The sequence below is a fragment of the Shewanella sp. NIFS-20-20 genome, assembly GCF_019209865.1.
Taxonomy (GTDB): Bacteria; Pseudomonadota; Gammaproteobacteria; order Enterobacterales; family Shewanellaceae; genus Shewanella.
The window spans coordinates 55,005-68,059 of record NZ_JAHUTT010000005.1; the positions used below are offsets into that span (position 1 = coordinate 55,005).

The following is a 13,055-nucleotide window of genomic DNA, read 5'->3' on the forward strand; positions in this document are numbered from 1 at the left end:
GGCTGATTCATCAAAAAAATGCCAGTCGTAAGACTGGCATTGTGATTTTTCTATAGAAGGTTACTTAACCTTCATACCTGGCTGGGCACCATCATGCGGCTCGAGGATCCACAAATCCTTACCGCCAGGGCCTGCTGCCAGCACCATACCTTCCGACAAACCAAAGCGCATTTTACGCGGCGCTAAATTAGCCACCATCACAGTCAACTTGCCTTCTAAATCTTCAGGGGCATAAGCCGATTTGATGCCTGCAAACACTTGGCGAGTTTCACCACCGATATCTAATTGCAGTTTTAACAGCTTATCGGCTTCAGCCACATGTTCCGCTTTAACGATTTTGGCGATACGTAAATCGATTTTGGCAAAGTCATCAAAGCTGATGGTTTCAGCAATGGGATCATCGACTAACGGGCCCGTTGCTGGCACTTGTGGTTGTAAGTTTTCTTGTGAGGCTTCGACCATGGCATTGATTTTTTCCAGATCAACGCGTTGCATCATGGCTTTAAAGGTATTAATTTCGTGGCCAGCAAGATCCGTGGCTAACGTATCCCAACGTAATTCCAGTTGCATAAATGCTTCGACATCGTCGGCTAAGCGCGGCAACACCGGCTTTAAGTAAGTCACCAGAATGCGGAACAAGTTAAGTGCATTCGAGCATACTTGATGGGCTTGCTCTTGTTTATCATCTTGCTTCACTAACTGCCAAGGTGCTGCATCCGCCACATAGGCATTGGCGATATCGGCCAGTGCCATGATTTCACGCATTGCCTTGCCGTATTCACGACCCTCATAGAAGTCGGCAATGATGTCTTGTTTCGCTAAGAATTCATGGGTGAGGCTCATGTCTTCAATCGCGGCTAACTTGCTATCAAAACGCTTGGTGATGAAGCCCGCAGTCCGAGAGGCTAAGTTGACTAATTTACCCACGAGATCGGAGTTTACGCGCTGGGCAAAGTCTTCAAGGTTTAAATCAAGGTCATCAATGCGGTTAGATAATTTAGCCGCATAGTAATAACGTAGAAACTCCGGATCCAAATGGTCTAAATAAGTCCGGGCCTTGATAAAGGTTCCCTTAGATTTTGACATTTTGGCACCATTGACGGTGACATAACCATGAGCATAAACACTATTGGGTTTACGCAGGCCTGCGCCTTCTAACATGGCTGGCCAAAATAAACTGTGGAAATACACAATATCTTTGCCGATGAAGTGATATACCTCAGCGGTCGAGTCTTTCGCCCAGAAGTCATCGAAATTAAGATCGTCTCGTCGATTACATAAGTTCAAAAATGAGCCCATGTAGCCGATCGGCGCATCTAACCACACATAGAAATATTTGCCAGGAGCATCGGGGATCTCGAAGCCAAAATAGGGGGAATCACGGGTGATATCCCATTGCTGAAGACCTTGCTCAAACCATTCATTGAGTTTATTGGCCATCTCGGTTTGCAATGAGCCTGAGTGAGTCCACTCTTTTAACATGCCTTCAAAGGCGGGCAGGTCAAAAAAGAAGTGCTCAGTATCTTTCAGTACGGGAGTTGCACCAGAGACCACGGACTTAGGGTTAATCATTTCCGTAGGGCTGTAGGTCGCACCACACACTTCACAGTTGTCACCATACTGATCTTCTGAACGACATTTCGGGCAGGTGCCTTTGACGAAACGATCTGGCAAGAACATGGTCTTTTCAGGATCAAACAACTGAGAAATCGTGCGGCTCTTAATATAACCGTTATCACGCAGCTTTAAATAGATCTCACTGGCCAGTTGACGGTTTTCAGGGCTATGAGTGCTGTGGTAATTATCAAAGGCAATATTGAAATCTGAAAAATCTTGCATATGCTCTTGTTGCACTTGAGCAATCATATCTTCTGGGGCAATCCCCAGTTGTTGGGCTTTGAGCATAATCGGAGTGCCATGGGCGTCATCGGCACAAATATAATGACACTCATGGCCACGCATTTTTTGGAAACGAGACCAAATATCCGTTTGGATATACTCTAACATATGACCTAAATGGATCGGGCCATTGGCATACGGCAGGGCACTGGTCACTAAAATTTTACGGGTTGAATTTGCCATCTTGTCTCAAAACTCAGCTTATTAGGACGTCATTGTGGTAGATACTAACCGAAGTCTGGCTTATTTTCATCAAGACAAACGCTAACTGGGGCATTTCTACACTAATGTTTTTGCCAATATCTGATACACTTGGTCAAATTTATTGGAAACATAGTTTTAGGTTGATAGCATTTGCGGTTTATTTGACCAAAGAACAACGCTAACGACCCGAATTGGGATAACCAAATGTCTGCAATTTTACCGGATTTTCGTCTTGATGAACCTTTGCTTACACAAGTACTCACTATTCTTGAAGGCCAAATAGACCCTTATTTACAACAGGGCTTTGTCTCCGCCAATATGGTCACTCGTTTGGCCATTGATGGTAAACGATTACAACTTGGTCTTGTTTATCGTTATCCATGTCAAAGTAGTTACCAAGCGCGCGTCATGAGCTTAACCAAAGCATTGGCCGTGCTAGATGATATCGATGAAGTCGAGTGTGAAATTGATTTTCAAGCTCCAATCTATACTCAAGCGACGGATGCCAATTTACGCCAAGTGAAACAAATCATTGCGGTAGCCTCAGGCAAAGGCGGTGTGGGTAAGTCAACCACGGCGGTCAACCTTGCTTTGGCGCTCGCGGCAGAAGGCGCGGTTGTCGGCATTTTAGATGCCGATATTTACGGTCCTTCAATCCCGTTGATGTTGGGTGTGACAGACTTCAGGCCGCAGTCTGCCGATGGCAAAACCATGACTGCCGCAGAGGCTCATGGTATAACGGCGCAATCAATCGGGTTTATGCTGGTGGATGATCAAGCCGCCGTGTGGCGAGGTCCGATGGCTGCTGGCGCCTTGGTTCAGCTGGTGAATGACACCCTCTGGCCAGAACTTGATTATCTAGTGATAGATTTACCACCAGGGACTGGTGATATTCAGCTGACCTTATCGCAAAAAGTGCCTGTCAGTGGTGCTGTGGTGGTGACCACCCCACAAGATGTGGCGTTGATGGATGCCAAGAAAGGCATCACCATGTTCCAAAAAGTTAATATTCCGGTATTAGGTGTCGTGGAAAACATGAGCTTTCACATTTGCTCCGAATGTGGCCATAAAGATCATCCATTTGGCGCTAATGGCGGCAGTGATATCGCCAAGCGCTATCAATTGCCTTTATTAGGCGCGATGCCATTACAAATAGCGTTACGAGAATCCATGGACAATGGCGCACCAATAATGGTGGCCGACCCTGACAGTGAAGTTGCCGGTATTTACCGAGAAATCGCCCGCAAAGTGGGGGCGAGCCTTGCGACGTTGCAACGCCAAGCGCAAGTTTCAATCAGTGTTGAAGATGATGAGTAAAGGGTAAAGTATGAATTCGTCGCAGTGTGTCATTATCGCAATTGCTGGGGCATCAGCCTCTGGTAAGAGTCTTATTGCCAATACGATTTTTAAAGAGTTATGTCGCGATCTGGGGACGGATCAGATTGGGGTGATCAACGAAGATGCCTATTATCGTGATCAAGGCCATCTGTCGATGGAGCAGCGTGTTAAGACGAACTATGACCACCCTAAAGCGTTAGATCATGAGTTGTTGTGTCAGCATTTAACCACATTGAAGGCAGGTCAAGCCGTTGATGTTCCAGTGTATTCTTACACTGAACATACCCGTATGCCTCAAGTGAGCACCATGACCCCTAAGAAAGTCATTATCTTAGAAGGTATTTTATTACTGACCGATCCGTGTTTACGTCAGTTAATGGATGCCAGTGTCTTTATGGATACGCCGTTAGATATTTGTTTCTTACGTCGTCTGACTCGAGATGTTGAAGAGCGTGGTCGCACCATGGAATCTGTGATTGAGCAGTACAAGAAAACGGTACGTCCGATGTTTTTGCAGTTTATTGAACCGTCTAAACAATACGCTGATATCATCGTGCCGCGCGGTGGTAAAAATCGCATTGCGACAGATATATTAAAAGCCAGAATCCAACATTTATTGGCACGTTAACCGCGAATACTGCAGGGAGTAATAAGGAACCATGCGTCTAACGGATACCGAAATTGAACAGTCATTAGCTAATGGCGAAATCCAGATTGATCCTCCACCTGCAGCAGAAGCTATCAGCGGGGTGAGTGTCGATGTGCGTTTAGGCAATTCATTTCGGGTGTTCAAAGACCATACGGCGCCTTATATTGATGTCAGTGGGCCGCGGGCTGAGCTTCAGCAAGCCTTGGATAGAGTCATGAGTGAGAAAATTGACATTGCCAATGGCGATGCTTTTTTCTTGCATCCAGGTGAACTCGCGCTGGCAGTGACCTTGGAAAGTGTGACATTACCTGCCGACATTGTCGGCTGGCTCGATGGGCGTTCATCATTAGCACGGCTAGGCTTAATGGTACATGTGACAGCCCATCGTATCGATCCGGGTTGGTCTGGTAAAATTGTACTTGAGTGTTATAACTCGGGTAAATTGCCATTGGCATTACGGCCAAACATGGTGATTGGCGCCTTAAATTTTGAGCGCCTAAACCAGGCCGTGGCGCGTCCTTATAATCAGCGTAAAAATGCTAAATATAAGGATCAGCAAGAAGCCGTCGCCAGTCGTATTAGTCAGGACTGACCATGGAGGTATCGCCTCTTGATGCACAAATGACTGACAGAGCCATGGCCTATGGTGATGGTTTGTTTGCGACTCTGCGGGTGGAGAACGGTCAAATACTATGGTGTCAACAACACCTCGAGCGTTTATCCCAGGGCGCGCAGCGGTTAGGATTTGAGCTGGTGTTTAGCGCTGAGATACGCACCAAACTCACTCAATTAACGGCGAGCAACAGCGGTTGTCTCAAGTTACACATCAGTCGTGGCGAGGGCGGGCGTGGCTACCAAGCAAGTGCTAGTGCTCAACCGATAGTGCGAATGAGCTTTCACTCCTTACCCGATTGTTATCCGCATTGGCACTCTCATGGCATTCGCTTGCAAACCAGTTCAGTACGCTTAGGTCGTCAGCCCTTATTAGCGGGCATTAAACATCTGAACCGCTTAGAACAAGTCCTGATTAAACAAGAGCGCCTAGCGCCAAGCTATGATGACTATTTGGTGTTTGATGCCGACGGTTTTCTGGTTGAAACCTCGGTTGGAAATATCTTTCTGGTTAACAATGGGCGAGTGCTGACGCCTCACCATGGCTATGCTGGCGTGGCTGGCATGGCTCGTACTCAATCATTACTGGCCTTGGTTGACATGGGCTACTCTATCGAGTGTCGCTCGTTAACCGTGAATGATTTACAGCAGGCAGATCATGTCTTTACCACGAATAGCCTTTATGGGGTAGTGGACGTGACTCAAGTTGACCTTCTTCAATTTCAGCGCTGGCCAAACACAGTGCTGCTTAGACAAAAGATCTTATGCTAAAAAAAATAATTATTCGTATATTTGTGAGCTTAATGACGCTTACCACCATTGCATTATTCGCCGGTGCTTGGGCGTATATGCAAGTTCAAGCCTATTTACAGCAGCCGCTACAGATAAGTAGTCCGCAAGAAATTGTCATTCCTGCAGGCAGTAACCTCTCTAGCCTTGATAGACAGTGGCGCCAATTAGGCTGGATAGAAGGTGATGAGTGGCTGCTCAAAGTGGCGGTGAGACTCGAACCTGCCATCGCCGCGGTTAAATCTGGGGTATATGAAATCTCTGCTGGCATGAGCTTGTCTCAATTGATATCAACGTTAAATCAAGGCGATGAAAAACACTTTAGCTTAAGTTTAATCGATGGCCAAACCATCAATCAATGGCAAGCAAGTTTAGCCAATAGCCGCTTAATCGTGGGACAATCGCCATTTCAAGCAGTGTTAGATAAGGCGGGGGATACGCGCGCGCCAGAAGGGCTGTTTTATCCAGACACTTACCATTACACCGCAGATGAGAATGCGGCGGTTATCTTGGAGCAAAGTTATCAGAAGATGCAAGCGGCGCTGGCCAATGCGTGGCAACATCGCGCAGACGATGTGCCATTATCCTCACCTTACGAGCTATTGATCCTCGCCTCGATTATCGAAAAAGAAACGGCGAAAGCCAGTGAGCGCGAGTGGATTGCAGCCGTCTTTGCTAACCGTTTGAAACGTGGCATGCGTTTGCAAACGGATCCTACAGTGATTTATGGCATGGGTGAGCGTTATAATGGCAATATTACTCGCGCCGATTTACGCGAGAAAACGGTCTATAACACATATAGAATCAATGGGTTACCACCAACTCCAATTGCGGCGCCAAGCGAAGCCTCGCTATTGGCGGCGGCCCATCCTGCCGATGTGGATTATTTATATTTTGTGTCCCGCAATGATGGTAGCCATGTGTTTTCAAAAACCTTGGTGGAACACAATCGCGCGGTTAATGAGTATCAGAGAAAAAAATGAACAATACCAAGGCTAAATTTATTGTCATCGAAGGGCTTGAAGGCGCGGGAAAATCCAGCGCAGTCGCTTTAGTTAACGCCTATATTACTCGCTTGACGGGTGAGTCTCCTGTGTGTACTCGTGAACCCGGCGGGACCCCATTAGCTGAAAAAATGCGCGACTTGGTAAAACAAGCGCATCCTGACGATCCCTTATGTGATACCGCCGAGTGTTTACTCTTATATGCCGCGCGAGCACAACTTATTGCTAATGTTATTCAACCGGCATTATCACAAGGCAAATGGGTGCTTGGCGATCGTCACAATCTGTCGTCACTGGCCTATCAAGGCGGTGGTCGCGGATTAATGCCATTAGTCAACGCCATCAGTGAAGTGACCTTGGGGGATTTTCGCCCGGATCTGACCTTGTATCTGGATATTGACCCAGAACTCGGTTTAGCACGTGCAGCGAAGCGAGGCGAACTTGATAGAATTGAACAACAAGCCTTGGCATTTTTCCAACGTGCCCGCCAAACCTATCTGAGCTTAGCACACGCCGATCCCAGTATTATAGTGATTGATGCCAGCCAAGATTTAGCTGCGGTTCATCGTGATATCACTTCAGCACTTGAGCAACATTTATGCTAACGCCCTTGTTGCCTTGGTGTCTTGATGCGCTGACGCAATTTAGCCGAGCGAAGCAGCAGGGCACCTTAGCGCATGCCATGTTATTAGCGCTTGATGATGGGTTTGGTGCCGACAATTTAGTTCGCCATCTGGCACAAGCGGCTTTATGCACTGACGTGCAAGCGGATGGTGCTTGCGGTCAATGTAAGAGCTGTCAGTTATTCAGCGCTGGTAATCATCCTGATTTTTATGAAGTTCATGTCGATGGCCAGCAGATAAAGGTCGACCAAATTCGCAGTTTGTGCCAGCGATTGACACAAACGGCGCAACAAGGCGGTTACCGGGTTGCGGTTATTTTCGGGGCCGAGCGCATGAATAATGCTGCCGCGAATGCCTTACTCAAAACCTTAGAGGAACCCGGTAATCAAACCTTGTTGTTACTGCAGGCCAACCGTTTAGGTCAGTTATTGCCGACCATTCGTAGCCGTTGTCAACGGGTGATGGTGCAAGAGCCTAGCCGGGTGCAGATCCGAACTTGGCTGGAAGCCCAAGAACAACTCTCGTTTGATCCTTGTTGGTGCTTACCCATCGTTGGCGGCCCCATCGCCCTACAACAAAGTTTGAAAGATGATCGTTATCAGACGCTAATTTCGCTAAGAAACGGTTGGCAGCAAGCGTTGCGTCATGGTCACATCCATGCGCCATTTCAGAGCTTAATCGAGCAACACATGCTGGATGCGCTGGGGGTGTTATACCTGGTGTGTAGACAGTCACTTTTGAAAAATCATCAATTGAGTTTAGGGCAGCGTGTCGCCGTTAGTGAGTTGGCCGCGAGAGTAATGACAATAAAACAACAGCTGATGTCGATGTCAAATGTCAATTCTTTGGCCTTATGTCAAGATTTTGTCCTAGAATACAATAAGGTAATGGAATACTAGGAAACACTCATGGTCGATTTATCTGTGGATTTCGAGTCGCGTGAACAGGCATATAAAGCGTATATGCCATTTATTCGACCTATGGGGTTATTCTTCGAAACCTCGCAAACCCATGCGCTTGGGGATCATGTCGACATCAGCTATCGCTTACCTGGTATGCAACAAGCATTTGAATGCGCAGGCATTGTGGTATGGATAAATCCTGTTGGCGCATCGGGTGCTCGTCCTACGGGCATCGGAGTGAAGTTGCTAACCGATCCGCACGCTCATAAACAACATTTCGACAGTTTACTTTCTGCGGAGCTTGCCAGCAGTCAATTGACCTCGACCATGTAGGTCAGTAGACTTGCGGCCGTCCCTTTTTTGTAATGTTAGGTATTGCTGTGCTTATTGACTCCCACTGCCATCTTGATCGCCTCAAAGCCGCCCCCGATCGTGCCAGTCTTGCGCTATTGCTGGACGCGGCCAAACAACGCGGGGTCGATTACTTCTTATGTGTCAATGTTCGTCAACAAGGGTTTGAGCAAATGTGCCAACAGGTTGAGGGCTTTGATAATGTCTTCTTATCCTGCGGGGTGCATCCGTTGGATGTCAAAGATGGCTTAGATATTCACACCATGCGACCTAATGCGTTATTACCGCGCGTGGTGGCCATTGGTGAAACCGGTTTAGACTATTTTTATGCAGACGAAACCAAACTTCTGCAACAACAATGTTTTGAGCAGCAAGTGGCCCTCGCTGTCGATGTCAATAAGCCTTTGATTGTGCACACGCGTGATGCCAGGCAAGACACCTTAGCGATTTTGCGCCAGGGTCATGCTGATAAAGTCGGTGGGGTATTACATTGTTTTACCGAAGATTGGGAAATGGCGAAAGCGGCGATTGATCTAGGTTTCTATATTTCAGTGTCTGGCATCGTCACATTTAAGAATGGCGGCGACCTGCGCACCGTGATCCGCAAAGTGCCAAAGGATAGATTACTGGTAGAAACGGATTCGCCCTATTTGGCCCCTGTGCCGCACCGTGGTCAAGAGAATCAACCGGCGTTCGTACGTGATGTCGCTGAGTTTGTGGCTGAACTGAGAGGGGAGGCATACGAAGAGTTGGCAGCCAATACCAGCGCTAACTTTTTCAAGCTATTTCCTCAAGCCGCCGAGCTAATCGGCAAAAATTAGCCATAAAAAAAGGCCCAAAACTATTCCGGTTGTTTCGGGCCTAGGGGAACGGCTCTAATGGAGCCTTGCGCTATCGATATCTACATACCGCAGTTGGTAGTAAGAATAAACTGAGTGTAGTCATCAATTGCGATAGTGACAAATATCGCCACTAAAATAAATATCCAATTTTTGTGCTTAAAAATCTACCGAACTCATTAAAGGATGGTCACTTTGTCTTTCACGAGTTCTCTGGGTAATTGATTCTTTAGCTTGTCTTTGATTTTCTTGCCCATGCCTAACGGACGGTGCTGATAACAGACAATCACCTCGCCTTGTAATGGGCCGGCTTGGCTTGGCTCAAAATGAATATCGCGGCCCATCAAATATTGTTGAGCTTGTGTTTCATCAAGAGCCACTATCCGCCTGCCATCATTGCTTAATGCCATAATGGCTTCGTAACGGGGTTTAAACCCCGATTTGATGGCATCGGCGAGTTTGATACCGATACGTTGATAGCGCATCTTGCCAATAAATTGCATCACATCGTGCGGGAATAGCCAATATTCGTCATCGCGAACCCACACACGTCCTGAGGCGGCCAAGTCAATCCCAAGTGAATTGAAGTATTGCTTTACTGCCTGATATTGTTTGCTTTTGACCGGTTCAAATGGGAAGTTCTTCTGCGGCTTAGGCGCGGGTGCTAGCCGGGCTACTGACTGAGTTTTACGGATTTTAGCCACAAAAAAACCTTCACTGTCGTAGATTTGTGGCCAAACATGAAGAAATCCTTCTGGGGTCAGCGCTTGCTTGGCGCCGTCAAATAACTCGCCAAGTGACACGAATTCAACCGCATCCGGATATTTTTGTTGCAGCTGCAAACACACGTCTTGATTTTCGTGACGGTTGAGAGTGCAGGTCGAATACACCAATTCCGCGCCGGGTTTTAAGGCTAAAAAGGCCGACTCAATTAATTCAGCTTGGGTTTTAGCTATCGCCATGACGTCATTGATGTCCCAATGTTTGAGGGCATCAGCATCTTTTCGGACCGTGCCTTCTCCTCCGCAAGGAGCATCAATCAGCACGGCATCAAATTGTTCATATAAATATTCACCAAACACTCTGCCATCAAAGTGAGTTAGCAAGGTATTGGAGATCCCCATTCTTGCGATATTGGCGGCCAGCACTTTGACTCGACTCGATGAATATTCATTGGCAACCAATACCCCTTGATCGGCCATTAATGCGGCTAACTGGGTTGTTTTAGAGCCGGGCGCGGCGGCCATATCTAACACATGGCCTCCTGCGGGTAGTGAAGTCGCTAAAGCTGTCGGTGGCAGCATAGAGCTGGCTTCTTGGATATAAAACCAACCGGCTTGATGTTCAATTGAATTGCCTAAGGCATCATCATCTTGGCCGGTAATCCAAAATCCGCTGTCACACCAAGGAATTGGCTCAAATTGCCAACCTTTAGCTTGCATATGCGTGATAAAATCTTCGCAATCAATCGTTAATTGATTAACGCGAATGGCTCGCCGTAACGGGCGACCACAGTAATCAATAAGATCCTCTACACTGAGGTGACTGGGGATGTCGGCTGAAATGCTGTCGATAAAATTCTGATTTAATTGAACCATAAGTAAATTTTATAAAAAATGCTGGTGTGATTATATCATGCCAAATTGGCTTTGCTGGGGAATTGATAGTGCTGAATCGAATATGGCTGTTTTTCTTTGTGGCATCCGCCATGGCTGTCATTTGGCAGTTATTTCATGGTAAATATGCCGTCTTGTCTGTGATGACCAATGCGCTGTTCGAGAGTGCACAGCTAGCCGCAACCATTTGCTTGGGCTTGGTTGGCGTGTTGTCATTTTGGATGGGGATGATGCGTCTTGGGGAAATGGGGGGGATGACGGCGGCGATTGCCAGAGTAACTGAGCCCATGTTGTCAAAGCTAATGCCTGAAGTTCCTAAGGGGCATCAAGCTTATGGCAGCGTCACCATGAACCTCACCGCTAACTTTTTAGGCTTAGATAATGCGGCAACGCCGTTAGGACTGAAAGCCATGGCCGATTTGCAATTGTTGAATCCTAAGCCGCATATCGCCACCAATGCACAAATCGTATTTTTAGTGCTGAATACGTCGTCGATCACCTTGGTTCCCGTCAGTGTATTTTTATATCGGGCGCAACAAGGGGCGGCGATGCCTGCCGACATATTTTTACCTATCCTATTAGCCACCAGTGCTTCGACCTTGGCGGGCGTGATCAGTGTGGTGATAGCTCAGCGCTTGCCGATTTTTCGAGGGTTAACCTTAGTCTATATTGGGCTCTTGATGGCGTTTATAGGCGCTAGCATTGCGTATCTGGCGACCCGCAGTATTGACACCTTGGGGACGATTTCCAATGTGCTGGGCAATGGGATTTTGCTGACGCTTATTTTTGCGTTTGTGATGGTTGCCGCTTGGCGAAAAGTCGCGATTTATGATGAGTTTGTCGAAGGCGCGAAACAAGGGTTTACTCAAGCGATTGCTCTGATACCGTATCTCATCGCCATGTTGATGGCGATTGCGCTGTTGCGCTCGTCAGGGGTACTTGAGCTGATGCTGAGTGGTTTAGCGAGTATGGTATCCCTGCTCGGCATGGATACCCGGTTTATCGATGCCATGCCCACGGCATTGATGAAGCCCTTAAGCGGTTCAGGCTCGCGGGCGATGATGTTAGAAACGATGCAGCAACACGGCGTTGACTCATTTGCCGGACGTTTGTCAGCCATTTTTCAGGGCAGTACGGAAACCACCTTTTATGTGTTGGCTGTCTATTTTGGCGCGGTGGGGATCCGCAATGGTCGCCATGCATTAACCTGTGGTTTGATTGCTGATGCCGCCGGTATTATGGCAGCCATCATGGTGTGTTATTGGTTTTATGGCTGACAAGTGGCCGGATGTTCACCCAGTCAATGATCACTACTTGCGGTTGCAGTGACAATTCACCGGTCCACGCCATGTGGCGCACGCCTATATTTAATTCACTGATACTGCGGGGAATGTTACCGGTGAGTTGGCCTTGTTTCACTCCGTCTATAAAAAACTCGACTTTGCTTTCATACCAATCGAGTTGGTAGAGATGAAACTCATCATCGTCATGACTCAAAGCTTGCTGTTGGCTACCTTTAATGGCTTGGTTGATACTGCGTTGAGCCACATCTGAGTCAAGGGGCGCCCGGGTCCAAACATTCATTCGCAGTTGTGTCGGTGATGCTTGGCCAGCTTGATCTGATTGTGCGGCCTGGGTGCTTCCATACACGCTATCGATGGCGGTAATTTCTAAATCGATTTCATCGAGGCGTTGTTGGTATTCGGAATAGGTGAAAATAAAGCTGGCCACGCCTTGGGCCGTTATATGTTTAGCGCGAATGGTGATGCTTTGATTGGGGCCTATGCTGTCAATGATTAACATCTGAAATGGCCATTTCACCTCGGGCATCAGGCGACTATGACGGCCATTAATGCGTAAGTAGGCAAAGCCATCGCCAGGAATGATGTCTTGCCATGAGGAAACGGGGGCTAGCTGCGCTCGATAACGCCAGGTTACGCCGGGATGCTCCGGTTGTCCAGCAGTGTCAAAGTCTTCAAATATTGTAATGGGACTAGGTAGGTTCGGTACAGGGCTGGCTTGACTAATGGCCGGTAATCCGAGCCATAGAAAGGTCAAGAGGGTGAGGGGCGATAACGCGGGTGCAATAGATTTCATGAGACTCCTTGACTGGCAAAGTGAAGGCAACTCAACGCCTTCATGGGGTTATCGTAGCAAGGGATGCCTTAACAGTTAACTCTTATGATCTCAGTGTGAAAAAAAGCCCGCGTTATGCAGGCTGATAAAAGT

Annotated in this window: 13 protein-coding genes; 10 read left to right on the plus strand and 3 right to left on the minus strand. The window is 47.5% G+C overall.

What is annotated here, in order from left to right; all coding sequences use genetic code 11:
• Positions 1–60: 60 nt before the first annotated feature.
• A complete protein-coding gene (gene metG / locus KU855_RS02745) occupies positions 61–2,082 on the minus strand; it encodes a methionine--tRNA ligase (protein WP_218528817.1) in 2,022 nt (673 codons plus the stop codon).
• Between the two features lie 225 nt (positions 2,083–2,307).
• On the opposite strand from metG, the gene apbC reads away from it, so the two are divergent.
• The 9 genes from apbC to KU855_RS02790 are packed head-to-tail and all read left to right on the plus strand — an operon-like array spanning position 2,308 to position 9,192.
• Positions 2,308–3,420, plus strand: coding sequence for an iron-sulfur cluster carrier protein ApbC (apbC, locus tag KU855_RS02750; protein ID WP_218528818.1), 1,113 nt, complete (start codon positions 2,308–2,310; stop codon positions 3,418–3,420).
• Between the two features lie 10 nt (positions 3,421–3,430).
• Complete coding sequence (gene udk / locus KU855_RS02755) at positions 3,431–4,069, plus strand: uridine kinase (RefSeq protein ID WP_218528819.1); 639 nt, start codon at positions 3,431–3,433, stop codon at positions 4,067–4,069.
• Positions 4,070–4,100: 31 nt separating this feature from the next.
• Positions 4,101–4,682: a dCTP deaminase gene (dcd, locus tag KU855_RS02760; RefSeq protein ID WP_218528820.1), complete on the plus strand. Its 582-nt coding sequence runs from the start codon at positions 4,101–4,103 to the stop codon at positions 4,680–4,682.
• Between the two features lie 2 nt (positions 4,683–4,684).
• Positions 4,685–5,473 (plus strand): aminodeoxychorismate lyase, encoded by a 789-nt coding sequence (pabC, locus tag KU855_RS02765; protein ID WP_218528821.1) that lies wholly within the window; start codon positions 4,685–4,687, stop codon positions 5,471–5,473.
• Positions 5,467–6,474, plus strand: coding sequence for an endolytic transglycosylase MltG (gene mltG, locus KU855_RS02770; protein WP_218528822.1), 1,008 nt, complete (start codon positions 5,467–5,469; stop codon positions 6,472–6,474). Before pabC ends, mltG begins: the two co-directional genes overlap by 7 nt.
• The gene (tmk, locus tag KU855_RS02775; RefSeq protein WP_218528823.1) at positions 6,471–7,100 is read left to right on the plus strand and encodes a dTMP kinase; all 630 of its coding nucleotides are present in this window, start codon (positions 6,471–6,473) and stop codon (positions 7,098–7,100) included. Before mltG ends, tmk begins: the two co-directional genes overlap by 4 nt.
• Positions 7,094–8,017 carry a DNA polymerase III subunit delta' gene (gene holB, locus KU855_RS02780; protein WP_218528824.1) on the plus strand — a complete coding sequence of 308 codons (924 nt, stop codon included), beginning with the start codon at positions 7,094–7,096 and terminating at the stop codon, positions 8,015–8,017. The genes tmk and holB overlap by 7 nt, the downstream gene beginning before the upstream one ends.
• A gap of 9 nt (positions 8,018–8,026) precedes the next feature.
• The gene (locus KU855_RS02785; protein ID WP_218528825.1) at positions 8,027–8,353 is read left to right on the plus strand and encodes a PilZ domain-containing protein; all 327 of its coding nucleotides are present in this window, start codon (positions 8,027–8,029) and stop codon (positions 8,351–8,353) included.
• A gap of 47 nt (positions 8,354–8,400) precedes the next feature.
• Positions 8,401–9,192 (plus strand): YchF/TatD family DNA exonuclease, encoded by a 792-nt coding sequence (locus KU855_RS02790; RefSeq protein ID WP_218528826.1) that lies wholly within the window; start codon positions 8,401–8,403, stop codon positions 9,190–9,192.
• 197 nt (positions 9,193–9,389) lie between these two features.
• On the opposite strand, the gene rsmF is transcribed toward KU855_RS02790, so the two are convergent.
• On the minus strand, positions 9,390–10,808 hold the full coding sequence (rsmF, locus tag KU855_RS02795) for a 16S rRNA (cytosine(1407)-C(5))-methyltransferase RsmF (RefSeq protein WP_218528827.1): 1,419 nt from the start codon (positions 10,806–10,808) through the stop codon (positions 9,390–9,392).
• A 68-nt stretch (positions 10,809–10,876) separates the two neighbouring features.
• Between rsmF and KU855_RS02800 the strand changes: the two genes are divergently transcribed.
• On the plus strand, positions 10,877–12,103 hold the full coding sequence (locus KU855_RS02800; RefSeq protein WP_218528828.1) for a nucleoside recognition domain-containing protein: 1,227 nt from the start codon (positions 10,877–10,879) through the stop codon (positions 12,101–12,103).
• On the opposite strand, the gene KU855_RS02805 is transcribed toward KU855_RS02800, so the two are convergent.
• On the minus strand, positions 12,075–12,923 hold the full coding sequence (locus KU855_RS02805) for a family 16 glycosylhydrolase (RefSeq protein ID WP_218528829.1): 849 nt from the start codon (positions 12,921–12,923) through the stop codon (positions 12,075–12,077). The two genes, KU855_RS02800 and KU855_RS02805, sit on opposite strands and share 29 nt — an antisense overlap.
• Positions 12,924–13,055: the final 132 nt, after the last annotated feature.